General features: G+C 65.0%; 23 protein-coding genes. 11 read left to right on the plus strand and 12 right to left on the minus strand.

Annotated elements, in window-relative coordinates; genetic code table 11:
- Positions 1-62 precede the first annotated feature (62 nt).
- Positions 63-1,067, plus strand: a complete 1,005-nt coding sequence (locus ACM42_RS34580) for a zinc-dependent alcohol dehydrogenase family protein (RefSeq protein WP_271532650.1) — start codon at positions 63-65, stop codon at positions 1,065-1,067.
- Between the two features lie 13 nt (positions 1,068-1,080).
- Here ACM42_RS34580 and ACM42_RS34585 read toward each other — a convergent pair whose 3' ends face one another.
- Positions 1,081-1,320 carry a hypothetical protein gene (locus ACM42_RS34585; RefSeq protein ID WP_271532652.1) on the minus strand — a complete coding sequence of 80 codons (240 nt, stop codon included), beginning with the start codon at positions 1,318-1,320 and terminating at the stop codon, positions 1,081-1,083.
- Between the two features lie 435 nt (positions 1,321-1,755).
- A complete protein-coding gene (locus ACM42_RS34590; RefSeq protein ID WP_271532654.1) occupies positions 1,756-2,829 on the minus strand; it encodes a hypothetical protein in 1,074 nt (357 codons plus the stop codon).
- Between the two features lie 251 nt (positions 2,830-3,080).
- Here ACM42_RS34590 and ACM42_RS34595 point away from each other — a divergent pair, with 251 nt between their 5' ends.
- Positions 3,081-4,100 (plus strand): patatin-like phospholipase family protein, encoded by a 1,020-nt coding sequence (locus ACM42_RS34595; RefSeq protein ID WP_271532655.1) that lies wholly within the window; start codon positions 3,081-3,083, stop codon positions 4,098-4,100.
- 18 nt (positions 4,101-4,118) lie between these two features.
- Here ACM42_RS34595 and ACM42_RS34600 read toward each other — a convergent pair whose 3' ends face one another.
- Positions 4,119-4,547: a CBS domain-containing protein gene (locus tag ACM42_RS34600; RefSeq protein ID WP_271532656.1), complete on the minus strand. Its 429-nt coding sequence runs from the start codon at positions 4,545-4,547 to the stop codon at positions 4,119-4,121.
- A 191-nt stretch (positions 4,548-4,738) separates the two neighbouring features.
- On the minus strand, positions 4,739-5,545 hold the full coding sequence (locus ACM42_RS34605) for a rhomboid family intramembrane serine protease (RefSeq protein WP_271532658.1): 807 nt from the start codon (positions 5,543-5,545) through the stop codon (positions 4,739-4,741).
- A gap of 454 nt (positions 5,546-5,999) precedes the next feature.
- On the opposite strand from ACM42_RS34605, the gene ACM42_RS34610 reads away from it, so the two are divergent.
- The gene (locus ACM42_RS34610; protein ID WP_271532660.1) at positions 6,000-6,554 is read left to right on the plus strand and encodes a PAS domain-containing protein; all 555 of its coding nucleotides are present in this window, start codon (positions 6,000-6,002) and stop codon (positions 6,552-6,554) included.
- 121 nt (positions 6,555-6,675) lie between these two features.
- On the plus strand, positions 6,676-7,809 hold the full coding sequence (locus ACM42_RS34615) for a DJ-1/PfpI family protein (RefSeq protein WP_271532661.1): 1,134 nt from the start codon (positions 6,676-6,678) through the stop codon (positions 7,807-7,809).
- 64 nt (positions 7,810-7,873) lie between these two features.
- Here ACM42_RS34615 and ACM42_RS34620 read toward each other — a convergent pair whose 3' ends face one another.
- Positions 7,874-8,260 (minus strand): COG4315 family predicted lipoprotein, encoded by a 387-nt coding sequence (locus ACM42_RS34620; protein WP_271532664.1) that lies wholly within the window; start codon positions 8,258-8,260, stop codon positions 7,874-7,876.
- A 145-nt stretch (positions 8,261-8,405) separates the two neighbouring features.
- Between ACM42_RS34620 and ACM42_RS34625 the strand changes: the two genes are divergently transcribed.
- Together ACM42_RS34625 and ACM42_RS34630 are read left to right on the plus strand one after the other, a co-directional pair.
- The gene (locus ACM42_RS34625) at positions 8,406-8,912 is read left to right on the plus strand and encodes a GNAT family N-acetyltransferase (RefSeq protein ID WP_271532666.1); all 507 of its coding nucleotides are present in this window, start codon (positions 8,406-8,408) and stop codon (positions 8,910-8,912) included.
- A 126-nt stretch (positions 8,913-9,038) separates the two neighbouring features.
- Positions 9,039-9,329, plus strand: a complete 291-nt coding sequence (locus ACM42_RS34630; RefSeq protein ID WP_271532668.1) for a hypothetical protein — start codon at positions 9,039-9,041, stop codon at positions 9,327-9,329.
- 78 nt (positions 9,330-9,407) lie between these two features.
- Here ACM42_RS34630 and ACM42_RS34635 read toward each other — a convergent pair whose 3' ends face one another.
- A complete protein-coding gene (locus ACM42_RS34635) occupies positions 9,408-11,348 on the minus strand; it encodes a DEAD/DEAH box helicase (protein ID WP_271532670.1) in 1,941 nt (646 codons plus the stop codon).
- A 799-nt stretch (positions 11,349-12,147) separates the two neighbouring features.
- Here ACM42_RS34635 and ACM42_RS34645 point away from each other — a divergent pair.
- Positions 12,148-12,501: a cupin domain-containing protein gene (locus ACM42_RS34645; protein WP_271533705.1), complete on the plus strand. Its 354-nt coding sequence runs from the start codon at positions 12,148-12,150 to the stop codon at positions 12,499-12,501.
- Between the two features lie 33 nt (positions 12,502-12,534).
- Here the strand turns inward: ACM42_RS34645 and ACM42_RS34650 are convergent, their stop codons facing one another.
- Both ACM42_RS34650 and ACM42_RS34655 read right to left on the minus strand, forming a co-directional pair.
- Complete coding sequence (locus tag ACM42_RS34650) at positions 12,535-12,957, minus strand: VOC family protein (protein ID WP_271532672.1); 423 nt, start codon at positions 12,955-12,957, stop codon at positions 12,535-12,537.
- Positions 12,958-13,066: 109 nt separating this feature from the next.
- Positions 13,067-14,218, minus strand: coding sequence for a zinc-binding dehydrogenase (locus ACM42_RS34655; protein WP_271532674.1), 1,152 nt, complete (start codon positions 14,216-14,218; stop codon positions 13,067-13,069).
- Between the two features lie 175 nt (positions 14,219-14,393).
- Between ACM42_RS34655 and ACM42_RS34660 the strand changes: the two genes are divergently transcribed.
- Positions 14,394-14,891: a GNAT family N-acetyltransferase gene (locus tag ACM42_RS34660; protein WP_271532677.1), complete on the plus strand. Its 498-nt coding sequence runs from the start codon at positions 14,394-14,396 to the stop codon at positions 14,889-14,891.
- A gap of 70 nt (positions 14,892-14,961) precedes the next feature.
- Here ACM42_RS34660 and ACM42_RS34665 read toward each other — a convergent pair whose 3' ends face one another.
- Positions 14,962-15,711, minus strand: coding sequence for a class I SAM-dependent methyltransferase (locus tag ACM42_RS34665; RefSeq protein ID WP_271532678.1), 750 nt, complete (start codon positions 15,709-15,711; stop codon positions 14,962-14,964).
- An 83-nt stretch (positions 15,712-15,794) separates the two neighbouring features.
- Between ACM42_RS34665 and ACM42_RS34670 the strand changes: the two genes are divergently transcribed.
- The 3 genes from ACM42_RS34670 (at position 15,795) to ACM42_RS34680 (ending at position 18,087) form a co-directional block, all read left to right on the plus strand.
- Positions 15,795-16,301: a nuclear transport factor 2 family protein gene (locus tag ACM42_RS34670; protein ID WP_271532680.1), complete on the plus strand. Its 507-nt coding sequence runs from the start codon at positions 15,795-15,797 to the stop codon at positions 16,299-16,301.
- 216 nt (positions 16,302-16,517) lie between these two features.
- Positions 16,518-17,129: a PilZ domain-containing protein gene (locus tag ACM42_RS34675; protein WP_024340745.1), complete on the plus strand. Its 612-nt coding sequence runs from the start codon at positions 16,518-16,520 to the stop codon at positions 17,127-17,129.
- 331 nt (positions 17,130-17,460) lie between these two features.
- Positions 17,461-18,087: a transglutaminase-like cysteine peptidase gene (locus ACM42_RS34680; RefSeq protein WP_271532683.1), complete on the plus strand. Its 627-nt coding sequence runs from the start codon at positions 17,461-17,463 to the stop codon at positions 18,085-18,087.
- Between the two features lie 108 nt (positions 18,088-18,195).
- On the opposite strand, the gene ACM42_RS34685 is transcribed toward ACM42_RS34680, so the two are convergent.
- Genes ACM42_RS34685 through ACM42_RS34695 form a run of 3 tightly spaced genes read right to left on the minus strand, consistent with a single transcriptional unit; the run spans position 18,196 to position 23,916 of the window.
- Positions 18,196-21,258 (minus strand): efflux RND transporter permease subunit, encoded by a 3,063-nt coding sequence (locus ACM42_RS34685; RefSeq protein WP_271532685.1) that lies wholly within the window; start codon positions 21,256-21,258, stop codon positions 18,196-18,198.
- A 58-nt stretch (positions 21,259-21,316) separates the two neighbouring features.
- On the minus strand, positions 21,317-22,432 hold the full coding sequence (locus ACM42_RS34690) for an efflux RND transporter periplasmic adaptor subunit (protein ID WP_028181541.1): 1,116 nt from the start codon (positions 22,430-22,432) through the stop codon (positions 21,317-21,319).
- The gene (locus ACM42_RS34695; RefSeq protein WP_271533707.1) at positions 22,429-23,916 is read right to left on the minus strand and encodes an efflux transporter outer membrane subunit; all 1,488 of its coding nucleotides are present in this window, start codon (positions 23,914-23,916) and stop codon (positions 22,429-22,431) included. The genes ACM42_RS34690 and ACM42_RS34695 overlap by 4 nt, the downstream gene beginning before the upstream one ends.
- Positions 23,917-24,098: the final 182 nt, after the last annotated feature.

The raw sequence follows: 24,098 nt of genomic DNA on the forward strand, positions 1-24,098 counted from the left end.
TCGTTGCTTTCCATGCAAAAATTCATGGGCATATTGGAGGGCGACAACGGAGCAGAACAATCATGACCAAACGATCGACAATGCGCGCAGCCGTGTTGGAGGCGTACAACGCGCCGCTGCGGCTCTCGACCATCTCCACGCCCGAAATCGGCCCGCGCGAGGTGCTGGTCCGGGTGCGCGCGAGCGGGGTCAATCCGCTCGACACCAAGATCCATGCCGGCGCGGCACCGCATGCGCGGCATCCGCTGCCCGCAATTCCCGGGATCGATCTCGCCGGCGTGGTCGAGCAGGTTGGGCACGAGGTGAGGCGGTTCAAGCTGGGCGATGAAGTCTATGGCATGACCGGTGGCGTCGGCGGCGTGCAGGGATCGCTGGCCGAATTCGCCGCAGTCGATGCCGACCTGCTGGCTCCGAAGCCCGCCAATCTCGCCATGCGGGAGGCGGCAGCCCTGCCCCTGATCTTCATCACGGCCTGGGAAGGCCTGATCGACCGCGCCTCGCTAGAGGCCGGCCAGAAGGTGTTGATCCATGGCGGCGCCGGCGGCGTCGGCCATGTCGCAATCCAGATCGCGTGTGCCTTCGGAGCGAACGTGTTCGCAACCGGCTCGGCGGCGCAGCGCGCCACGATCGAAGGTTTTGGCGCGATGTTCATCGACCGCAACACGCCTGTCGAAACCTATGTTGCGCAGCATACCGGCGGCCGTGGCTTCGACGTCGTCTACGACACCGTCGGCGGCAAGGTGCTCGACGCCTCCTTTGAAGCGGTGCGCCGCTTCGGCCATGTGGTGAGTGCGCTCGGCTGGGGGACGCATGCGCTTGCGCCGTTGTCTTTCCGCGCCGCAACCTATTCCGGCGTGTTCACGCTGCTGCCGCTGCTGTCGGGCGAAGGGCGCGCGCATCATGGGGAGATCATGATGGAGGCGACGCGCCTGGTGGAAGCGGGCAAGTTGGTGCCGCTGCTCGATCCCAGGCGCTTCACGCTGGAGAATGTCGGCGACGCCTATGCGCTGATCCGCGATCACGCAGCGAAGGGCAAGCTGGTCGTCGATGTCCAGGCGAGCCTCTAGCCCGTTGGCTCCGCTAGTCCTCGCTGGACGCGGCGGAGCGTTTGCGCAGATAGGCCTGCGACAACAGGAAGAACAACGCGCGCTCGCCTTGATATTTGGCAGACGGCCGGGTGCGCTCGAAGCCATCGGCAAATATCTTGCCGGACTGGTCGCACACCTGCCACCGCCAGCCAAACCGCTTGCGCCTGGTAAGGATCACTTCGAACATGCCGACGGGCTTGGTCCCTGCTCCTTGCCGGTCTCGCAGACGCACAGGCCTGCTCCGGCTACCCCCAATTAGATGGATGACCGACATATAACCCAGCGCGGTGGAAAGAGAATAAAATTGATGATCGGAAATTCGTATCGTGCACCGGAGTGTGATGAAGCCGCAGGTGCGGGAATAAGCCCTGGTCAGCGGTGTTTACTCGACCCCAAGAGGCCATTTTGGCGAAACAACGGAGTGGTGGTGGCGAAGAGCCGTTGCTGCCAGCACCTAGGACGCACTTGGCGGTAGCTTGGCGGTAACAAGAGATGCAAGTCCGTGCGCTGGATGAGAACGATCGTGCGGCGCGTCAAGTCAGGCTGCGCGCAGCGCCGCCCGGGTTCTAAAGCGCGATGCGATCAGGATGAAACGTCATCGCGCTTTAGGTTGTTGTTTAACCATGATCTTTTCGGAAAACCGCCGTGCACTTTTCCGGACCATGCTTCAGCGCGCGACGACCTCGACTTCGCCGTCGACGCCGTTGACGACGTTGAAACCGCGCTCGTAGACCTTGCCCTCGTTCTTGGCGATGGCGCGGTATTCGCCTTCGGAGAGCACGACGCGCGGGAACGCGCCGATCGATTCCTTGATGACGTCGCCGCCGGGGGTCAGCACCGACCAGGCGGTGTTGGCGAGCGCCTCGCCGCCCCTGTCGCTGACCAGCTTGAGGGTGATGACGGCGGCGCGGTGGGTGATGGTGACGTCGGTGAGCTTGCCGGCCTGGACGCGGATGTCCGAGCGCACCACCGAATTGGCGTCGCCGTAGTTGGAGACGATGTAATAGGTGCCCTCCGGAATCAGCACGACGTCACCGGCGGCGACGTTCGGCACCAGGGAGGCGCGCTCGCCGGACTCGAACTGGCTGCCCTTGTAGATCGCGAACGAGATCTGGTTCTGCGGAATGCGGCTGGTGCCGACGCGGCCCTCGATGCGCAGGCCGCCCGCCGGCAGCACGAAGGATTCGCGGTCCGTCTCCGCCTTCAGGGCGACGGTGCGCACCGCACTGACGAGGCCGAAGGCAACATGCACGACGTAATTGCCGGGCGGCAGCACGATGTTTGGCGTGGCGTTGCGGTCCTCGCGGATCAGCTTGAAGGTGCCGTTCTCGTCGGGACGGTCGGCGAACACCCGCCAGACCAGGCCGCTGGTGATGGGCGGAGAGTCCTTGCCGTATTTCGCCGTCAGCGACAGCACGCCCTGCCCCGGCACGGCCGCGTTCAGCGGGGCGGCCGGCGGCACGGTCGTAACCGCGGGCGGCGGCATGCTGGGCGTCGCGGGCTGCATCAGCGTCGGCGGCAGGCTTGGGGGTCCCGCGCCAAGGCCGGAGGGCGGCGCCAGGCTGACGGCGCCGCCGGGGTCGGGCACCGATGCCGGCGGCACCGGCGGCGGACGATCGGAGAAAAGCTGCGCCTGCGCAGCAGTTTGGCCTGAGGTAACGAGGCACGCAGCAAGGAACAGCGCCGGCAGCAGCCTGCCGCTGCGCCGCCATCCGATGATGCCGTCACCCCCGCGTGTCATACCCCCTGCTTTTCACCGAAAACGCGGCAAATTCAAGCCTCTGAAACCCCAGGAAATACGGCCTCGCGCGCGATCGCTGGAACCCGATTGACGCTTGCGTGATTACCCCGGAGCCAGCCATCCCTCGCCATACTCCTGCCCCGTGCCCTTCGCAAAGCGGCATAAACCATGCTTCACCCCTGATATGGCGGAGCGCAGCAGCGGTGCCTAGTCTGGTGATACGGGCTGGCCTCGGCGTTAGGAGGGTTTCGGTGCTGGACAGATTGAAGGGTCGGGGCTCCAATGGCGAGAAGGTGGGCCTCGGCAGCATTCGCCGGCCGGTCATCGGGCTTGCCCTCGGCGGCGGCGCGGCGCGCGGCTTCGCCCATATCGGCATCATCAGGACCCTGCTCGCCAACGGCATCGTGCCTGACGTCGTGGTCGGCACCTCGATCGGCGCCGTGGTCGGCGGCCTCTATGCGGCCGGCCAGCTCGACACGCTGGAAGAATGGGGCCGCAGCCTGCAAGGCATGCGCAACATCCTCGGCTATCTCGACATCCGCCTCAACGGCTCCGGCCTGATCGGCGGCGAGAAGCTCGCAATCCGGCTCGAGGAGGCCTGCGGCCAAACCCAGATCGAGGACCTTCCGATCAAGTTCGCGGCCGTGGCGACCGAGGTCCGCACCGGCCACGAGATCTGGCTGACGCGCGGCCGCGTGGTCAACGCGATGCGCGCCTCCTATGCGCTGCCGGGCATCTTCGCGCCGGTGCTGATCGGCGACCGCTGGCTGGTCGACGGCGCGCTGGTCAATCCGGTGCCGGTTTCAGCCGCCCGGGCGCTCGGTGCCGAAATCGTCATCGCCGCAAATCTTTCCAGCGACATCTTCACCCATTCCACGACGATCTATTCGCACGGCGCGATGCCGGAGACGGTGGCGCCCGGTGCCGGGGAGACGACGGTCAAGCGGCGCTTTCCGCGGTTGTTCTCGCCGGAGAAAACCGTGAAGCGCGAGTTCTTCGGCGGCGGCGGCCGGCCCGGCATCTCCTCGGTGATGGTCGATGCCTTCAACATCATGCAGGACCGCATCACCCGCGCCCGCCTCGCCGGCGATCCGCCTGACATGCTGATCACGCCACGCGTCGGCCAGATCGGCTGGTTCGACTTCCACCGCGCCGATGACCTCATCGCCTTCGGCACCCGCGCAGCCGAGCGCGCGCTGGATTCGATCCAGGAGGCCATCCATGTGCTGGCGCCGACGCCCGAGGGCACCGCGCCGAAAGCACAGGAATGAGGCCAGTTGTGAGGCCGGTCAGGCCGTCTTGATGTAGTCGCGCAGGGCTTCCTGCTCCGACTCGTATTCCTGGACGCGGCGCTTGACGATGTCGCCGATCGAGATCAGGCCGACCACCTTGCCGTTGTCGATCACGGGCAGATGGCGGAACTTGCCCGACGTCATCATCTCCATCAGCTCGGCCACGGTGTCGGTCTCCTTGCAGGTCACGACCTTGCGGGTCATGACCTCCGAGACCGGGGCCTCCAGCACGCCGGCGCCGCGCTCGCCAAGCACGCGCACAATGTCGCGCTCCGACAGGATGCCCTCGAGCCGGCTCTGGTTCATCACCAGCACCGCACCGATCTTCTTCTCAGCGAGCAGCTTGATCGTGGCGGCCAGCTTGGCGTCGGGCTCGACGCTCACGATCTGGTGCCCCTTGGTGTTCAGAATGGAACGTACCGTCATTGCAGCCTCCCTGAATCGGAGCCGTCCGCCCTTGAGGCGATCCGAACTTGTTCTTCGAGTCTTCAACTAACAGTTTTGGCGCCGGTTTCACGCTCAGGCGCGTTGCGAAGCATCGCCGCTGGCAGCTTGCGGCTTCGAAACATTGTTCTTTGGGATGATGGATGAATTCGGGCCGCGCCGCAAGCGCCGCTTCAAATACGGTTTGAAATGTCCTGTGATGACGCATCCGCAGCATCGCCTCGAACGCGCGGCACGGGATCGAACAGGGCGAACAGCAGCAAGCCGGCAAAGAAGCCGCCGATATGCGCCTGCCAAGCGACGCTCGTGGTCTCGGAATCGATCCCGATCGCGCCAACGCCGAAGATGATGTTGACGCCGAACCAAACGCTGAGGAAGCCGATCACCCGTCCGTCGCGCAGCGCGCGCGACAGCGGCAGCGCCGGAACTTTTGCGGCGGTATCGGCGTCCGAGCGGCTGAACGACAGGAAGCTGCCGCGGACGAAGGCGAAGCGGATCGCGGCTGCCATCGCGCCCGACACCGAGGCCGAAGCGCCGATCATCGGGGCCACCGCATGCTCGTGGGTGATGAGATGGGCCAGCGCGCCGGCCGCCGCCGTCACCGCCAGGAAGACGAAGAATCTGACCGCGCCGAAGCGCCGCGCCAGCGCGCTGCCGAACGGCAGCAGCCACAGCACGTTGAAGCCCAGATGGGTCAGATTGGCGTGCAGCAGCGAATAGGTGACGAAAGTCCAGACCTTCGCGCCCGCCCCGCCCGGGATCTCCAGATTGAGCAGCGAGGAATCGTAGCGCTTCGGGATGAAGCCGAACACGTCGATGGTCCAGTTCTCGAGCTCCGGCGGCAGCAACACCCGCAGATGGATCACCGCCAAAAGCAGGATATAGGCGGTCAGCGCAGCGGGCAGCGTCAGGATCGGCTCGCGCGGAGCCTCCTCGACGACGGCAGGCACGTCCGGTGACGAATCTTGCGGGGAATCCAAGGCAGCTTCGCTTTCAGGCGCGATCGGAGCGGTAGGCTTGGAGATAGTCGCGTTTGCCGTCCCTGCGCAAGTGCGCAAACGGAAAAGGCAGGGCCCTGGGAAAGCCCTGCCTGTCCGTGTCGGTCTTCCGGTGGCCGGAGAGATAAGGAGTATCCCCACCCCTCCCCGCGGCCCGTGACCAAACTGTTTGACGCCCTGTGTACAGGCCTTGCCGAGAACCTGGAGAAAGCGGCGAGGCTTGCGACCGCGGTCACCATAGCAGGCACGCGGCCGGCACAAAGCGCATAGTTAATTTAACGTTAACGACGCAAAGGCAGGCACAAGAGGGCCGAAAACGCCGCTGCGGCATGGACGCTGCAAATCCCCTCCTGCACAACAAGAGAAGGGATCGCGGGTGCACTGAAGCGGGACAGGTTTGTCCCGTGAGGTCGCGCCCCCGGGCGAGCGTTCAATCATGAAACATCCGTCGAGCCGCGCGTTCTTCGCGTATTGGAACGAGAAGCGCGGCACTGCGCGAGCCCCTGACCGGGCCGACATCGATCCGGCTGCGGTCCGCGGCCTGCTCGGCGACATCTTCGTGCTGTCCTGCGAGCCGAACCTCGGCTTCCCGTTTCGCGTCGCCGGCACGCGCGTCTGCGCGCTCGCAGGAACGGACCTCAAGGACCAGAGCTTTGCGGCGCTGTTCGCCGATGCGAGCCGCAGCGAGATCGAGGAGATTACGACAATCGTCGCCGACGAGACGCTCGGCGCGATCGCCGGCGTCACCGCGGTGCGCGAGGACGGCAGCAAGGCGCATCTCGAACTGCTGCTGCTCCCCTTCAACGCCCGCCCGCACACGCCGGTGAGCGTGACAGGCGTGCTCGCGCCGTTCGACGACGAATGCGGCACGCTCTCCGCCTTCACCCTCACCTCCTGGCGCTATCTGCACCAGCCGGAGAAACTCCTGCCGCGCGCCATCCGCAAATTGCAGATCGCACGCGGGCTGATGGTGTATGAGGGGCTGAGGTAGTCTCCGCCGTACGACACATCAACGCGCGGATGGCCGTTTTTGCCGGATCCGCGTCATTCCTGATGTCGTTGCCAGCGGTTAGCTTCCGCCTCGCGTGAAGCAACGAGCGGGTGACATCGTCATGATAGGGCGCATTCTGGCGTTGGGTGGCGTCGGCTGCGTGGCACTGCTGGCGGCGATCGGCGGAACCTGGCTGTTCCTGTTGCCTGGCTCGCCGGCTCAGGGGACCGCGCCTGCGATATCCAAGGACGAGACCGAGGCGACGCTTGCGGCGTTGAAGCCGCCAAAGCGCAAACGTCCCCTGATCGCCATCGTCGGCATCAACGAGATGAGCGAGACCACCGACTATCTGATGCCGTACGGCATCCTTGCGCGCGCCGACGTCGCCGACGTCCTCACATTGGGAACGCAGCCCGGACCCGTCGCACTCTATCCCGCGTTGAAGGTGCAGCCGCACGCGACGATCGCCGAGTTCGATGCTGCGCATCCCGACGGCGCGGATTACGTCATCGTGCCGGCGATGAGCCGCGAAGACGATGCCGTGGCCCTGCAGTGGATCAAAAGCCAGGCCGGCAAGGGCGCGATCGTCATCGGTGTCTGCGTCGGCGCCAAGGTCGTTGCCAATACCGGGCTGCTCGACGGCCGCCAGGCCACCACGCACTGGTATTCCGTGCGCGATCTGCAAAAGCATCCCGCGATCCGCTATGTCGCGGACCGCAGGCTGGTGGTCGACCGCGGCGTCGCGACGACGACCGGCATCACCGCATCCATGCCGATGGCCCTGACCCTGGTCGAGGCCATTGCCGGCCGCGCCAAGGCGCTAGCCGTCGCCCGCGACATCGGACTTGCGGAATGGGATGCGCGCCACCGCAGCGAAGCCTTCCGGTTCACACGCCCCTTTGCACTGACGGCGATCGCCAACACGCTCGCATTCTGGAACCGCGAGCAACTCGGCATCGCGCTGACGCCTGATATCGACGAGGTGTCGCTTGCGCTGATCGCCGATGCGTGGTCGCGCACCTTTCGCTCGCACGCCCTCACCTTCGCCGCCACGGCGGAGGCGCGGACGAGCCGCAGCGGCCTCCGCATCCTGCCGGACAAGATCGCGGCCGACTGGCCGGCAAAGCACACGCCGCCGGCCGCCGTCGACCTGCCGCCGGCGCGAGCGCTGGACCAGACGCTCCACGCCATCCATGCGCGCTACGGGCTGCGCACGGCCGACTTCGTCGCGATGCAGCTCGAGTATCCGAGATAACGGTACGACAATGCACCGGCTGTCGCCCGCAACGACCGATGCACTGTGTCGGCGTCCAGGGCCGCTACGGCATCGCCAGATGCCAGGCGCCGTTCAAGAAGCCGTCGCCGGTGATGTCGCCGGGCTTCTGGTCCTTGGCGAAGGTGTAGAGCGGCTTGCCCTTGTAGGCCCATTGCCTGGAGCCGTCGTCACGCGTGATGATGGTGTAGCCGTCTCCCGCGGCGTCGCTCGCCTCGGCCTTCAGCACCGGCCAGTTGGTCGCACATGGACCGTTGCAGGCCGACTTGCCGTCCGCATCCTTGTCGAAAGTGTAGAGCGTCATGCCCTTGGCATCGGTAAGCACATTGCCCTTGTCGGTCTTGCCCGTCTTGGTCGGCGGTGCGGCCAAGGCGGCGGGAACGATCGCGAGCGATATTGCCAGCGCGAGCGCGAGGCGGATCGAGGACGTCATGATATCTCCTGTCATGCAATTGGCTTGCATGGGTAGGACGCCGCGCCAGGCCTCGTATTCCTCAGATGGCAGAAAGATATTTTTCGCTGCGCGCGTCAAGGCGGCGGAATAAACTGCACCAACCGAGACAGAACGACGAAGAGACATGAGCAAGCCGCATTGGCGTCCAGCGCACCCATCCGATTTGCCCGCGATCAGCGCCATCGCGGCGCGGATCCATCCTGATCTTCCGGAACGCCCCGAGGTGTTCGCGGAGAAGATGCGGCTCTATCCCGGCGGATGCCGCGTGCTTGTCGCCGGCGATGAGATCGCCGGCTACGGGCTCGCGCATCCCTGGAAACAGCATCAGATCCCGCCGCTCGATCGTTTCCTGGAACGACTCCCCGAAGATGCAGACTGTCTCTATGTGCACGATATCGCCGTGCTGCCGGATCGGCGCGGCGGCATTGCGCGCGCCTATCTGACCGGGATCGCGGAGCTGGCGCGCGCTTCCCACATCGCGACGCTCGCACTGGTCTCGGTCTACGCCACGCGGGCGCTGTGGGAACGTCTCGGCTTCCGTGCCGTGGCGGCGGATGCGTCGCTGCAGGCGAAGCTGGCCTCCTACGGAGAAGGCGCGACCTATATGTTGCGCGACCTCGCTGCGACGTAACATCCCTCCCCGACCGCCCCGGGCTCACGCGGGCGTGAAACCGCCTCCTCGAACCGAGTCAGATCAGCCTCCGTCGAAGGTGTGTGCGAGCCCTTACGGCCTCGCCGAACCGAGGCTGGAGAATCCATGAAGCTCACATTGTCGAAAGTTGCTTTGATTGCATGCGTTGGGACGGCCGCGTTCACCGCGACCAGCGCCACCGCGGCGCAGTACCGGACCTATGGCTGCGACACCGCGTTCTTCGAAGGCTGCGGCTTCCTGATCGAGACGCCGAACGTGGGCAGAAAACCCACCACAGTAATCCATCGCGACACCTCGCCAATCTACATGAAGCAGACCGATCCCCGCTACAGCTCGTCGATGCGTGATGCCGGCGGTGGTGGCGGAGGCGGTGGTGGTGGCGGCGGCGGCCGCTGAGCCCACACCTGCCCTTTCAGATGATGTCGCCGGTGCAATCCGGCGGCATCATTGCAGTCTGGGCTGATCGGTGGTCGATCAACCTCGCCGTTTCTTCTTTGCTTTTTTTCCTGACGCGCCCTTCGCGGGCCACGGCGTGACCGACGGCTCGGCGGGGCCCGGCCTGTTCTTGTGCTTCTTCTTTCCGAAGGAAGGAGCATCGCCGAATTTCGGCGCGCGCTCGTCGTGAGCTTTGCTGCGTGGCTTGAATCCACCTGCCTCGCGCGGGCGATCGTCGCGGCGTTCACGATGTTCGCCGGCCTCGCGCCGGGGCGCGTGAGGGCGCTCCTCCGAAGCTTCCGGCCGGCGCGGCGCCTCCACCATCGGCTCGATGCGGATGCTGTCTTCCTTGTCCGGACGCTTGATTTTGGCGGCAAAGGACTCCGCGACCCGCTCTGAGATCTCGAACTCGGTGGTGGTGTCCATGATCTTGATGGCGCCGATGTCGTGCTTGTCGATGCCGCCGCGGCGGCAGATCATCGGCAGCAGCCAGCGTGCCTCCGCATTCTTGCGTCGTCCGATGGCGGCGCGGAACCAGACGCTGCCTTCCGCCATGCCGTGTTTCGACGATGCTTTACCAGGCTTCGATCGGAGCCGCGCTGGGCGATCCTCGCCATCCGCGCCTTGAGATCTGTCGCGACCGCGATCGTCGCGCGTCCGGCCGCTTCGCTCGCCGGGATCGATGATGTCCTCGGGCGACGGCAGCCGCGCGCGGTAAAGCCGCGCGAGCGCGGCGGCGATGTCCTCCGCCGAGCGCTCGGCCAACAGCGCCTGCGCCAGCACCAGATCGTCGGCCGTCGTCTCCTCGGTGAACAGAACGTCCTTCATGCGCTCGTGATCGAGCTTGCGGATTTCCTCCGCCTGCGGCGCGGTGCCCCAGGCCGCATCGATGCCGGAGACGTTGAGCAGCAGCTCCGCGCGGCGCCGACGTGCGGGTGGCACCAGGAGAACACTCGTCCCCTTGCGGCCCGCGCGCCCCGTGCGGCCGGAGCGGTGCTGCATCACTTCGGCGTCGTTGGGCAGATCGGCATGAATGACGAGGTCGAGGCTCGGCAGGTCGATGCCGCGGGCGGCGACGTCGGTCGCCACGCAGACGCGGGCGCGCCCGTCGCGCAGCGACTGGAGCGCCAGGGTGCGCTCGTTCTGCGTCAATTCGCCGGAGAGAGCGACGACCGAAAAGCCGCGCTCCAGCAGCGCCGCCTGCAAATGCCTGACGGCATCGCGCGTGCTGCAGAACACCAGCGCGCTCGGCGCCTCGTAGAAGCGCAGCACGTTGACGACGGCGTGCTCGACGTCGGCGGGCGCGATGCGGATCGCGCGATACTCGATATCGGCGTGACCTCCTTCGTCGCCGGCAACCTCGATCCGGAAGGCGTCGCGCTGGTATTGCCTCGCCAGCGCGACGATGCCGCGCGGAAACGTCGCCGAGAACAGCAGGGTGCGGCGCGTCTCCGGCGTGGTCTCGAGGATGAATTCCATGTCCTCGCGAAAGCCGAGATTGAGCATCTCGTCGGCCTCGTCGAGCACGACGGCGGCGAGTTCGGAGATGTCGAGACGGCCGCGCCGCAAATGATCGCAGAGCCGCCCGGGCGTGCCGACGACGATGTGCGCGCCGGCCGCCAGCTCGCGCTGCTCGCGCCGCGGATCCATGCCGCCGACACAGGAGACGACGCGCCCGCCGGCATGCCCGTAGAGCCAGGCCAGCTCGCGCTGAACCTGAAGCGCGAGCTCGCGGGTCGGCGCCACGATCAGGGCGAGCGGCGCTGCCGCGGGTCCGAACTCCTCGGCGTCATCAAGAAGATTCTTCGCGATGGCCAACCCGTAGGCGACCGTCTTGCCGGAGCCGGTCTGGGCCGACACCAGAAGGTCACGGCCGCTGGCTTCGTGGGCAAGCACGGCGAGCTGGACGGGGGTCAGTGAATCATAGTTCCGCTCGGCCAAAGCGCGGGCGAGCGGCGGGGTCAGGGCCGGAAGGGACACGGGATGGAGAACCTTGGTTGATTCAGGCGCGGAACGGTGATCCGGCGGACCTGAGCTGCATGCACGGCGAACGGCCTGGCCGCACGCTGGCGATTTGATCTGGGCGCTCTTTACGCCAAGCGCTCGGAAATCACCATACTTATGATGCATGGCTTGCCGGAAAGAGCCGCGCCTGAAGGTTGCAGGGGATTTTCGTGGCCACCTCCATTAACCTGAGACCCACCGGATGTGATGGGAATGACCGCGTGACGTCCTCCGTCAAGCGCGCCTGCGGCGACTGCACGCTCTGCTGCAAGGTGATGGCCCCAAGCCCGCGAATACCTGGCCCCGGCACTGCAAACCCGGTCGCGGCTGCGCGATCTACGCCGCGCGGCCAGGTGAATGCCGGGACTTCGCCTGCCTGTGGCTGGTCAACGATCTCATCGACGAACGATGGAAGCCGAGCCGGTCGAAACTCGTCCTGACAACGTCAGAGGACGTCCGCTGCGACTCGGGCTCTCCCAACGCCTGGCGCAGGGAGCCCTACGCCGGCGACATCCGCGCATGGGCGGCAGAGGGCGAGCGCAACGACATGACGGTGGTGGTGATCGTCGGCAAGCGCTCGATCCTCGTCACGCCGGATCGCGAATTCGATCTCGGGATGGTGGGACCGGACGAGCGGATCGTACGGGAGCTCGAGGGTACGAAGGTGGTGGGCGCGAGGGTGGTGAAGGAGAGCGATCGGCTGGATGCGAGCCCTTGTCGCATCAGCTATTCGATCCCAAATCGAGCCTCACGGAACGACAAAACCGGGGGATCCATGGCCGACGGAATATCTCTTGCCGACAAGCTCGCGACCTTTGGCGATCTCTGGTCGCCGCGCACCGTCACGACCTTCAACGATTGCGACGTGATGGTGGTGAAGGTGAAGGGCGAGTTCACCTGGCACAAGCACGACGACACCGACGATTTCTTTCTCGTGCTCAAGGGCACTCTGGACATCGAACTGCGGGATCGAACGGTGACGCTCGGTCCGGGCGAACTCTACGTCGTCCCCAAAGGCGTTGAACATCGCCCGGTGGCTCGCGAGGAGGTTCATCTTCTGCTGATCGAGCCGACCGGGACGCCGAACACCGGCGACAATGCAACCGCAGCGGCGCGTAAGCTCGCATAGAGAGCCACTTGCTCGGCGTCATCGTTGGTGCGCTCAGATCTCCGCATACACCTCCAGCAGATTGCCGTCGGGATCGCGGAAGAACAGCGTGCGATGACCGAAGGACTGGTCCGTCGGCGGCGACAGCAGCGCCACGCCTTGCCGCAGGAGTTCATCGGCACATTGGTCGACCTCGGCGGCGGAGACCTTGAAGGCCAGTTGCAGCGAGGCGCTGCTCGCCGGGATCGGCGCATCGGAGGCAGTCCGGCTCGGCCTTGCCAAGGCCAGCGTGTTGCTGCCCAAGCCGTATTCGATCCAGTTCGGCGACAGCTCGCGCAGCAGCGGGAAGGCGAGGACATCCTCATAGAAGCGGCGCATCGCCGCCATGTCGCGCACGAAGATGACGGTGTAGTCGATCGCGCGGATCGCGCTGAAGGGAGAGCGTCGGTTCGGGTAGGCAGTCTCTTCGTCTGTCATTTCATCGCTCAATCCAAACTCCGACGCGTAGCCCGCATGAGCGAAGCGACATGCGGGAAATCACCAGCAAGCCCCCGGATATCGCTTCGCTCATCCGGGCTACACGTCTTCACTCCACCAGCTCCGGCCACGGCACGATGGTCGACTTCACCGTCTTCATCGCCATCGCATCCCTCACCGCCTGCGCGACGCCCGCCTCCGTGAACGGATAGATCGTCTGCATCTTCAGCCAGGGATATTTGCCCGCCGTCCGATAAAGCATGTCGACGCCGAGCGGCAGGTCGTTGCCGGTGAAGCCCCAGGATCCCAGCACGTTGAGATCCTTGGTGCAGATGCGGTGCCAGGAGGTGTCGATCGAGCCGGCGTCGGTGAACTGGCCCATCTCGACATAAGTGCCGCCGTCGCGCAGCATCTCGATGCCTTCGGGGCCGGCGGTCGGGTGGCCCGAGCAATCCATCACGAGATCGGCGCCGAAGCCACCCACGATATCGCGCACGCGCGCGATGCGCTCCTGCGGCGACTTCAGCTCTTCGATGTTGACCGTCGCCTCCGCGCCGAATTCGCGCGCGAGCTTGAGCCGTGGCTCCTCCGGCGCGCCGACGCAGATCACGCGCCCTGCGCCCATTTCCCGTGCGGCTGCGACCGCCAAAATGCCGATCGGGCCCGAGCCCTGGATCACCACCGTGTCGCCCCAGCTGAAACCGCCGGCGCGGCTCGCGCGATTGAAGGCGCGGATGCAGGAGGTCAGCGGCTCGGACAGCGCCCCTAATCGCAGCGACATGTCGTCGGGCAGCTTGTAGATCTTGGTGCCCGGCAGCATGTCGAGATCGACATAGACGTATTCGGCCCAGCCGCCCCACAGGTGCGGCGCCTTGTCGAAGCCGAGATAGCGGCCATAATAGACCGGCGTCAGGCATTTGTTGGCAGTCTGCGGATAGTGGATGCAGTAGTAGCAATGCCCGCAGGGCATCAGCGGCGGAATCATCACCTTGGAGCCCACCTTGAGCGGCTTGCTCATGAAATCCTCGGTGAACTCATCGCCGCATTCGACGATGACACCGCCGAGCTCGTGACCCAGCGTGAACGGCCACGGCAGCGGCTTCGGCCAATGTCCTTTGAGGATGTGCAGATCGGTGCCGCAGACCCCGCAGGCACCGACCTTGATCAGCGCGGCCTTCTTGCCGACCTTCGGCCACGGCACGGTGCGGACGACCGGCTCCGAGCCGGGACCGGCGTGGGTGCAGACGCGAATGGATTCCATGGGTGTTTCCTCGCGGCCCGCTTGTTATGATTTGTGGTGCAGGCTGACGACAAGCGTATGTGAGATCCACAGTCGTGCCAAGCGCAAGTCTGGTAGCCCGCATGAGCGTCAGCGACATGCGGGGAGATATGCCCCGGACATCGCTTCATCCTGACTACGGACGGAGGCCACGTCGATGCTGCGGAACTATCGAGACGACGATGCCGATGCCATCATCCGCGTTGCACAGGCGGCGTTCGCAGAGTTCGAGCCGCACTATTCCGACTGGCCGCTCTTCACGGCCAACGTCGCGAAGATGCCGGAGCTTGCCAGGACCGGCGAGATCATCGTCGCCGAAGACGGCGGCCGGATCGTCGGCGCCGTCGCTTATGTGGGGGCGAAAGCGTCGAAGCCGGCGTTCTTCGATCCGTCCTGGCCCATCATCCGCATGCTGGTGGTCGATCCCTCCTCGCGCGGCAAGAGCATCGGCCGACAATTGACCGAAGAATGCCTGCGCCGCGCCGAGCGCGACGGCGCGGGCGTCATCGCGCTGCATACGACGCCGATCATGACCGTCGCGCTACCGATGTATCTGCGCATGGGATTTGTGAAGGTGCTGGACGCGCCAGATATTTTGGGGGTGCCGTACGCGGTGTATGTGAAGAGGCTGGATTGGAACTGCATTGGTAGCTAGCATGAGCGAGGCGATATGCGGGAAAAGCGGCCCCGGATGTCGCTGCGCTCATCCGGGCTACGTAGCTGGCCTAAAGACCGCACACACATATCTGCCGCATGCTTCCTGCAGCCAACGGGCTGCGATCGAAATCACCGAAGCGCTCGATGAGGTGCAGGCCGCCCGAGGCCACGAGCAACGGCATCTCCTGCGGGAAGATGCTGCGCATCGGCAAGGCGACTCGCCAGAAATCCTTCTCCTTCTTGCTCGACCAGTACCAATCCACGTGCCTGACCTGGGTGAGCGGGTCGTATCTCGCGGTCTCTTCGACCGTGATCGTGCCAAGGCCCTCGTGGACCACCGTCCCGATCAGCTCGCGCTTGTTGGGATCAGAGTTGAGCATGGCGACATTGGGCAGGAACGCGTCGAACACGAGCCGGCCCTGCGGCGACAGGTGTCTGCCGACCGATTCGAAGAAGCCTCTGAAGTCCTCGAGGCTATGCAAGTGCAGGATCGAGTTCACGGCGACAATGATGGTGTCGAAGGTTCGCCCTTCGAGATCGAAATCGCGCATGTCCAACTGAATGAACCCCGGCTCAACCGCATACGCTTTGGCATGCTTCCGTGCCCGCTCGAGCATCGCGGAAGATAGGTCGGCTCCGACGACCTCAAGCCCGGCTTGCGCCAGCGGAATGGTCAGGCGGCCGCTGCCGCATGCAAGATCAAGGACACGGTCGCCGCATTCGCGCGCCTTCTCGATATAGAAGCGTTCGAGAATCGCATCTCGCGGCGCCATCAAGTCGTACAGATCGGGGCGGTCGTAGAGGCTGTTCTGTTCCATGAGTGCGATCGTAATGGATAATCTGGTGGCCCGCGTTGGATACTTGGCCGTCATAGCTCAACCGGCGAATGCGGAGGCGGCGTATGGGACCGGCTCTGCCGCATATCGCTGCGAACGTGCATTTCGGCAAGAAATTTGCAACGACGCAAGCAGTGCCACAGCAATTCCATTTCGAGGAGCCCATGACCGAGAACATACGCGCGCTCTTCGATCGCTGGGAGCGGGTTTGGCACGAGGGGCGATTTGACCTGATCCCGGACTGCGTGGGGTCGCAATACATCCGTCATGACGAAAGAGGCGACCGGACCGTCACGCGGGACGAATATGCTGCGGAATTGCAGAGTGTGCATCGAGACCGGCCCGGAATCCGCGTCGTGGTGTATGACCATTCTTTCTCGACTGACCGCGCGTGGTTCCGATTTGCTTTCGTTTGGCCCGATCCCACGACCGGCGAGCAGCGCAGCCGCGCCGGCATGCAAAGCTACCGCATTGAAGGCGGCAAGCTGGCCGAGACCTGGATTACGATGCTTGGTCTTGGGACCGCATGGGCCGACGAGCCCCAGGAAAGCTGGACCCGCCGCAAGGAATGAGCAGCGCCAAGTTCGATCCCCGCCGCATCATCCAATGCCGGCATCGTGCGACCATCCGCGCTGACGGCTTGCCAGGTGACGCCGGGTCTCGGGATGTGGCCTTCCGAGCGCATTGTTTCCGTTCGGAAACGCCGCATCCAATCCTAACGCGACATTAACCCTATGCACCTTAGGGTCGTCCCGGACTCCGCCCGGGCGGGGGGTCGGGTGTTGAAAATGGCGTTGGCGAACAAGAAATTTCTTCCGGCCGCCGAGGAGCGGAGGCGCTTCCAGCGGGTGAAGGTGCACCTGCTCGGCCGTTACATGCTGCCGGACCGCCGGGAATTCCCCTGCCAGGTGATCAACATGTCGCCGGGCGGCCTCGCTTTGCTCGCGCCCGGCATCGGCAATGTCGGCGACCGCGTGGTCGCCTATCTCGACCATATCGGCCGCGTCGAAGGCAAGATCACCCGCATCATCGACAACGGCTTCGCCATGACGATCGGTGCGACGCCGAGGAAGCGCGACAAACTCGCGGCCCAGCTGACCTGGCTCGCCAATCGCGACATCCTCAATCTGCCGGAGGACCGCCGCCACGACCGTATCGTGCCGCGCAACCCCATCGCGGTGCTGACGCTCGAGGACGGCACCAAGATGACCTGCCGCATCATCGACCTCTCGCTGTCGGGCGCCGCGATCGCCGCGGAGAACCGTCCGCCGCTGAAATCGACCGTTCTGCTCGGCCGGGTCCAGGGCCGCGTGGTCCGAAACCTCGAGGATGGCTTCGCGCTGGAGTTCCTGCACGAGCAGCCGATCGAGACACTCGAAGAGAGCGTTACCGCGCGGTAAAGCGCGCGGACGCGAAAACCTCGGTATTTCCAGGCTCGAAGGCGGCCTCCGCGATGCGGACGCCGCCTTTTTCACGTCCCCGGGGCGGCCGCCTTGCGGTTAACGCGTCGGTCGCGAATGGGCGCGAACGCCGCTTCCGCCAGCGTTTCCGCGTTAATCGGTAAAATTTGAATCGATTGCAGTCATATCGAATTTTATGCGAATTCGATTCAAGTATAGATCGAATTCGCCGCGCGTTTTACTTGCATTCGTCTCGACTTGACTTGACTGACTTAGCGGCAACGCAAAAGCTCCGTGCGAAATGTGGTCCCAACAAGAAACGGGGACCGCAATGTTTGACTTCAGGGGACAGGGGAAGAGGCTGGCGCTGGCCGCCATGCTCTTCGGGATCAGCGCGGCGGCGCAGGCCGGCGAAAGCCGTCTGCTCTACGCGAGCCTCGGTGACACCACGCGTGCGCCGATCGGCTGGGTCGAGTTCTGCGCGGACAACGCCGCCCAGTGCCAGGGCGCACCGCTGCAGCCACGCGACATCGTGATGTCGCAGGCCGCATGGCGCGACCTCGTCAAGGTCAATCGCTGGGTCAACGAGACCGTCAAGCCTTTGACCGACCAGGAGCACTGGGGCGTGATCGAGAAGTGGTCGCTGCCATCAGACGGCTACGGCGACTGTGAAGACTACGTGCTGTTGAAGCGCAAGATGCTGATCGACGCCGGATGGCCGCGCCAGGCCCTGCTGATCACCGTCGTGCGCGACAAGAAGGGTGAAGGCCATGCGGTGCTGACGGTGAAGACCGACAAGGGCGAGTTCGTTCTCGACAATCAGAACGAGAGCGTCGTTGCCTGGACGGAGACCGGCTACCGCTTCGTCAAGCGCCAGTCGCAGAGCGATCCCAATGTCTGGGTCTCGCTGGGCGATACCAAGCCGGCGGTCTCCACCGCCAGCGCGAAGGATCAGTAGGAACGAGACAACGAGTTACGCGGCCCGGTCACATCCCCACCCCTCCCCGTCCCAGACCGGTTCGCGCGCGGCCAGCCATCCCCCAATGGCTGGCCGCAACTTTTTGGGCTATGCGGGCGCTGTCTCGGCGGCAGCCGGAGACGCAGCCGGCCGCGCGATCAGGGCATAGGCGACCGGCACCACGAACAGCGTGAACAGCGTGCCGATCGACAGCCCCGTCGCGATCACGAGGCCCATGTTGTAGCGCGACACCGCGCCCGCTCCGCTCGCGGTGATCAGCGGAACGACGCCGAGCACCATCGCCGCGGTGGTCATCAGGATCGGCCGCAGCCGGATCGTCGCGGCCTCGATGATCGCCTCGGTCACTCCCTTGCCCTCGAGGCGCAGTTCGTTGGCGACCTCGACCATCAGGATGCCGTGCTTGCTGACGAGGCCCATCAGCGTGAGCAACCCAACCTGGGTGTAGATGTTGAGGCTGGCACCTCCGATGCCGAGGCTGATGAAGATCAGCGCGCCGGCCAGCGACATCGGCACCGATACCAGGATGATGACGGGATCGAGGAAGCTGTTGAACAGCGCGGCCAGCGCCAGAAAGATGATGATGACGGCGAAAGCGAACGTCGTGACGAAGCCGCCCGACTCCTGCTCGAGCTGCCGCGAGGCACCGCCGAAATCCACCGTGTAGCCGGCCGGCAGGGTCTTCGCGAGATCCTTGAGCGTGGCGAGCGCGCTGCCCATCGACACCGTCGGCATCGCGACGCCCGAGATCGTCGCCGCATTGATCTGCTGGAAATGATTGCGCGACTGCGGAACGGTCCTGTTCTCCAGATGGGCGACGGTCGAGAGCGGCACCATCGAATTGTCGCTCGCCTTGATGTAATAGCCGAGCAACTGGTCTGCCGTCAGCCGATCGTTCTGCTTGGCCTGAGGAATCACCTTGTAAGATCGGCCGTCGAGGCTGAAATAATCGAGGTAGTTCCCCCCGAGCATGGTCGCGAGCGCACCGCCGAGATCACTCATCTTCAGGCCGAGATCACCGGCCTTGTCGCGGTCGAAGGAGACCAGCGTCTGGGGCCTGTCGATTTTCAGGTCGGTATCGAGGAAGATAAATTGGCCGCTCTTCAGCGCCTGCACCATGAAGTTGCGCGAGACCTGGTCGAGCTCGTTGTATGAACCGGTCGTACCGATCACGAACTGGATCGGAAGGCCGTTGCTGCCGGGCAGCGGCGACGGCTGGAAGGCGACCGAGCGCGTGCCGGCGATGGTGTTGAGCAGGTTCTGGAAATCCGGCTGGAGAGTCTTGGTGGTCAGGCTGCGCTGGTCCCAGGGCTTGAGCACCCAGCCTCCAATCGCCTGGGTGGGCGTGTCGATCTGGAAAAGGGTCTTCGTTTCCGGGCGCTTGGCCACGAGATCGTAGATCTGCTGGCTGTAGAATTGCCGCTGCTGAAGTGTCGCTGAGGGCGCCGACGTCGTCAGCGAGAGCACGACACCCTGGTCCTCGTCGGGCGCGAGCTCGCTGGTCGAGGTCGCGTAGAGCCAGGGAATGCCGGCCAACAGCAGCAGCGCGAACACGGCCACGACTGGCTTCATCGCAAAGACGGCCTCCAGCCGGCGGCGATAGGCGCCTGAGAGCCACTCCAGCACGTGGTCGATCGTCCGGACCAAGCGCGCCTCCCAGTTCGTCGCATCGCGCTCGGTCTTGCGCAATAGCCAGGCGCAGTTCATCGGCGACAGCGTCAGCGCGATTACCGCAGATACCGTGACCGCGCCTGCGAGCGTGAAGGCGAACTCGGTGAACAGCGCGCCGGTGAGGCCGCCCTGGAATCCCACGGGCACGTAGACTGCGATCAGAACAACGGTCATGGCGATGATCGGGCTCGCCAGCGCGCGTGCGGACTGGATCGCGGCCTCGACCGGCGCGACACCTTCGTCGATCAGCCGGTGCACGCTCTCCACGACGATGATGGCATCATCCACCACGAGCCCGATGGCGAGCACGAGTGCAAGCAGGGTCAACAGATTGATGGAGAAGCCCATCAGCAGCATCAGCCCGAATGTTCCGATCAGCGACAGCGGGATCGCGATCACCGGGATCAGGACCGATCGCCACGAGCCCAGGAACAGGAACACCACCACGATCACGATCAGCACCGCTTCCACCAGCGAGTGGACGACCTCGTCGATCGAGGAATTGACGAAGTCGGTGGAGTCGTAGAGCACCTCGCCGACCAGACCGTTCGGTAGCTGCGCCTTGATGTCGGGCAGGACCGCCTTCACACCGTTGATGACGTCGAGCAGATTGGCCGTGGGCGCCGTCTGTATGCCGATATAGACCGCCGTCTTGCCGTTGAATTTCGTTTCGCTGTCGTAGTCGTCGTTGCCGAGCGTCACGTTCGCGACGTCACGCAGGCGGATGATGGCGCCGTTGACGGTCTTGACCACGAGGTTGCGGTACTGCTCCAGCGAATGGAGGTTGGTCGAGGCAGCAAGGTCGACCTGCACGAGCCGGCCCTTGGTCGTGCCGAGGCCGGAGATGTAGTCGTTGCCCGACAGCGCGGTCGATACCTCGCTTGCAGTGAGGCCGTAAGCCGCCAGCTTGTCGGGATCGAGCCAGGCCCGGAGCGCAAACTTCTTGGCGCCCAGCAATTCGGCCGTCTGCACGCCCGCGACGGCCTGGAGCCGCGGCTGCACCACGCGCGTCAGATAGTCGGTGATCTGGTTCGGCGCCAGCACGTCGCTGGCAAAGCCGATGTACATGGCGTCGATGGTCTGGCCGACTTTGAGCGTCAGCGTGGGCTGTTGCGTGCCGCTCGGAAACTGGTTGAGGACCGAATTGACCTTGGCGTTGATCTCCGTCATCGCCTTGCCGGAATCGTAGTTCAGCCGCAGATTGACCGTGATGGTGCTGGAGCCGGTGACGCTGCTCGAGGTCATGTAGTCGATGCCGTTCGCCTGGGCGATGGCATTCTCGAGCGGCGTCGTGATGAACCCGGCGATGATGTCGGAATCCGCGCCGGCATAGGCGGTGCTCACCGTGACGATGGCGTTCTGCGTGCGCGGGTATTGCAGGATCGACAGCGTCGCCATCGAGCGCAGGCCGAGCACGAGGATCAGGGCGCTGACCACGAGCGCCAGCACCGGCCGGCGGATGAAGATATCAGTGAAACGCATCTTGTCCTGAACTCGTTTCTCGGCACTCTTTGTCGCGGTATCCGCGCCGTCGCGAAGCCTATTGGTCGACGATGTCTGGCGCGGCCTCGGCCTGCGGCACGTGTGAATTGTCGACCTTGACCGGGCTGCCGTTGCGCAGCTTCAGCTGGCCGGCGATGACCACGGTCTCGCCCGGCTTGATCCCATCGTTGACCGCGACGCGGTCGCCTTTCGGGGGCCTCGTCTTGACGAACATCTGCCGCGCGGTGCCCTGCCCGTCATGGAGATCGTCGACGAGATAGACCAGGTCGCCGTAGGAATTGTTCACGATCGCGGTGAGCGGGAGGGTGACGACCTGCTCGGGCTTGCCGACGGCGATCTCGACCTTTGCGAACATGCCCGGCAGCAGCCGGGCCTCGCCGTTGCGCAAGGTGGCGCGAACCTGGACGTTGCGGCTGCTTGAATCCACCTTGGCGTTGATTGCCGTGATCTGCCCGGTGAAGCGCTCGGCCGGAAAGGCATCGACTGCGACCGACACGTCCTGCCCGATGCGGATCGAGGCCAGCGCCTGCTGCGGCAGGTAGAAGTCGACATAGATCGGATCGAGACTCTGCAGCGTGACGATGCTGGTCCCGGCGGAGAGATACTGGCCGAGATCGACGGCGCGGATACCGAGGCGCCCGGAGAACGGCGCCTTCAACGTCTTCTGCTCGAGCAGGGCCTTCTGCTGGTCCACCAAGGCCTGGGCGTTCTTCAGGTTGGCCCTGTCGCTGTCGACCGTCGCCTGGCTCACCGCGTTGAACTTGATCTGCTCCTCGTCGCGCTTGAGCACGATCGCGTAGTTCTCCGCCGTCGCCTGCAGTGAACGCAGCTTGGCGAGGTCGTCGGTCGCGACCAGCGACAGCAGGGTCTGTCCCGCCGTGACGCTGTCACCCGAGGAGAATTCGATGCTCTGCACGATGCCGGCGACCTGGAGCGCGAGATCGGCGCCGTTGACGGCGCGCAGCGAGCCGACCGCGTTCAGGCTGGACTGCCAGGGCGCGTTCGCGGCAACCACGGTGGAGACGGTCTGCGGCGGATTGGCCAACGCGCCGATGGCCTTCCTGATCATGATCTCCTTGAAGGTCTGGAATCCATAAAGCCCGCCGAACAGGATCGCCATCCCGCACAGCATGATTGTCATCCGCTTGATCATCGCAACGCGTCCTCGGTCTTCTTGTCGGTGCCGGCGAAGTAACCGGCATTGGCGCGCGGCAGCGCGTCCGGCGTTTCATCCACGCGATTCCACCAGCCGCCGCCGAGCGCCTGAAACAGCGCGGCGGTGTCGGTGAAACGGGTCGCCTGCGCCTTGACGCGCGACACCCGTGCGTTGAGGTAGGATTGCTGGGCGTTGATGATGTTGGCGTACGGCACGGCGCCGGTCTTGAACTGCTCGACCGCCATCGCGAGGCTGTCGGCCGTCGCCTTCTCGGCGGCGGTCTGCGCCTTCAGCGTCGCGGCGTCGTACTGGATGGCGCGCAGCGAATCCGCGACGTTCTGGAAGGCGGTCACCACCGTGCTCTTGTAGAGCGCGAGATCCTGCTCGAACGCCGCCACGTCGGCTTCCTTGGTGTGGTACAGCGTTCCGCCATCGAAGATCTTCTGGCTGACGCTGGAAGCAGCACTCCAGACGATCGTCTCGGGCGAGAACAGCCGCTCGGGGCTGGTGGCGCCGTAGCTGCCCGAAAGCGTGAGCTGCGGCAGCAGGTTGGCGATGCCGACACCGACAGTCGCGGTCGCCTGATGCAAGGTCGCCTCGGCCTGACGGATGTCCGGGCGCTGCCGTACCAGTGTCGAGGGCAGCGACAATGGCAGCCGCCCGGGCAGGCGCAGATCGGCCAGCCGCACATGCTCGCCGCGGTCCTGGCTCGGCAGCCGGCCGAGATAGGCCATCAACTGGTTGCGCTGTTGCGCCAGCTGCTTCTGCAGAGGGGCCAGCGTCGCCCTGGCTTGCGCCAGCGTCGCCTCTTGCGACAGCAGGTCGGATTTCGAGATCGCACCGATCTCGAACTGGCGCTGGATGCGCGCCAGCTGATCCGACTCCGCCTTGATGATCTCCTCGGTCGCAAGGATTTGATCGCGGAGCGAGGCATCCGTGATCGCGGCCGTCACCACGTTGGCGGTGAGCGCAAGATAGGTCGCTTCGAGCTTGAAGCCCTGATAGTCGGCCTGGGCTTGCAGCGCCTCGACCTGACGCCGCGTGCCGCCCCAGATGTCGAGCGCGTAGGATACGCTGACGGAAGCGTTGTAGAGCGTGTAGGTCGAACCCTGCGCCGGCCACACCCCCGACTGCGACGTGCTCGTCCGGTCGCGCTCCGCCGAGGCGCTGCCGGACACTTGCGGAAACAGGCTGCCCTGCTGCGCCAGCGCATTCTCCCGCGCATAGCGCAAGGCGAACTGCGCCGCCTGCACGTCGGGATGATTGCGGATGGCTTCCTCGACAAAGGCGTTGAGCTGCCGCGAGCGGAATAGCGCCCACCAGGCGCCGGGAATGTCCCTGCCTGTTTCGAAGCCCTGCGAATTGCCGCCGGTCACCGGCGCACTGGTGGTGGCGGCCGGGCGCTGCTCACGTGTGTAGCCATCCACGGCCGGTCCGGCCGGCGACACGAAGTCCGGTCCGACGGCACAGGACGCCAGCACGACGCCGCAGAGCGAGACGCCGGCCCAGGCCGAGGCCCGCGCCGGCCGCCACCCTCCTGCGACGACGGGGACGTGCCTGGGCCTGCCTGGAAGAGGAGCTGTCAAAGAACTAAACCGTTTAGTTTTTATCCGGGAGGCTGTATGTTGCAGGTTGGAACTAAAAGTCAAGCCGTGGGGTTACG

Origin of the sequence: Bradyrhizobium sp. CCBAU 25338 (assembly GCF_028128965.1) — a bacterium.
GTDB lineage: Bacteria > Pseudomonadota > Alphaproteobacteria > Rhizobiales > Xanthobacteraceae > Bradyrhizobium > Bradyrhizobium liaoningense.

What these genes read in the sequence shown, in the direction of transcription:
- ACM42_RS34625 (WP_271532666.1), top strand. Translation starts at nt 8,406, where the DNA reads ATGAGCAAGCCGCATTGGCGTCCAGCGCACCCATCCGATTTGCCCGCG.
- ACM42_RS34590 (WP_271532654.1), bottom strand. Translation starts at nt 2,829, where the DNA reads ATGACACGCGGGGGTGACGGCATCATCGGATGGCGGCGCAGCGGCAGG.
- ACM42_RS34600 (WP_271532656.1), bottom strand. Translation starts at nt 4,547, where the DNA reads ATGACGGTACGTTCCATTCTGAACACCAAGGGGCACCAGATCGTGAGC.
- ACM42_RS34675 (WP_024340745.1), top strand. Translation starts at nt 16,518, where the DNA reads ATGGCGTTGGCGAACAAGAAATTTCTTCCGGCCGCCGAGGAGCGGAGG.
- ACM42_RS34670 (WP_271532680.1), top strand. Translation starts at nt 15,795, where the DNA reads ATGGGACCGGCTCTGCCGCATATCGCTGCGAACGTGCATTTCGGCAAG.
- ACM42_RS34630 (WP_271532668.1), top strand. Translation starts at nt 9,039, where the DNA reads ATGAAGCTCACATTGTCGAAAGTTGCTTTGATTGCATGCGTTGGGACG.
- ACM42_RS34660 (WP_271532677.1), top strand. Translation starts at nt 14,394, where the DNA reads ATGCTGCGGAACTATCGAGACGACGATGCCGATGCCATCATCCGCGTT.
- ACM42_RS34680 (WP_271532683.1), top strand. Translation starts at nt 17,461, where the DNA reads ATGTTTGACTTCAGGGGACAGGGGAAGAGGCTGGCGCTGGCCGCCATG.
- ACM42_RS34645 (WP_271533705.1), top strand. Translation starts at nt 12,148, where the DNA reads ATGGCCGACGGAATATCTCTTGCCGACAAGCTCGCGACCTTTGGCGAT.
- ACM42_RS34650 (WP_271532672.1), bottom strand. Translation starts at nt 12,957, where the DNA reads ATGACAGACGAAGAGACTGCCTACCCGAACCGACGCTCTCCCTTCAGC.
- ACM42_RS34685 (WP_271532685.1), bottom strand. Translation starts at nt 21,258, where the DNA reads ATGCGTTTCACTGATATCTTCATCCGCCGGCCGGTGCTGGCGCTCGTG.
- ACM42_RS34610 (WP_271532660.1), top strand. Translation starts at nt 6,000, where the DNA reads ATGAAACATCCGTCGAGCCGCGCGTTCTTCGCGTATTGGAACGAGAAG.
- ACM42_RS34665 (WP_271532678.1), bottom strand. Translation starts at nt 15,711, where the DNA reads ATGGAACAGAACAGCCTCTACGACCGCCCCGATCTGTACGACTTGATG.
- ACM42_RS34580 (WP_271532650.1), top strand. Translation starts at nt 63, where the DNA reads ATGACCAAACGATCGACAATGCGCGCAGCCGTGTTGGAGGCGTACAAC.
- ACM42_RS34655 (WP_271532674.1), bottom strand. Translation starts at nt 14,218, where the DNA reads ATGGAATCCATTCGCGTCTGCACCCACGCCGGTCCCGGCTCGGAGCCG.
- ACM42_RS34620 (WP_271532664.1), bottom strand. Translation starts at nt 8,260, where the DNA reads ATGACGTCCTCGATCCGCCTCGCGCTCGCGCTGGCAATATCGCTCGCG.
- ACM42_RS34615 (WP_271532661.1), top strand. Translation starts at nt 6,676, where the DNA reads ATGATAGGGCGCATTCTGGCGTTGGGTGGCGTCGGCTGCGTGGCACTG.
- ACM42_RS34690 (WP_028181541.1), bottom strand. Translation starts at nt 22,432, where the DNA reads ATGATCAAGCGGATGACAATCATGCTGTGCGGGATGGCGATCCTGTTC.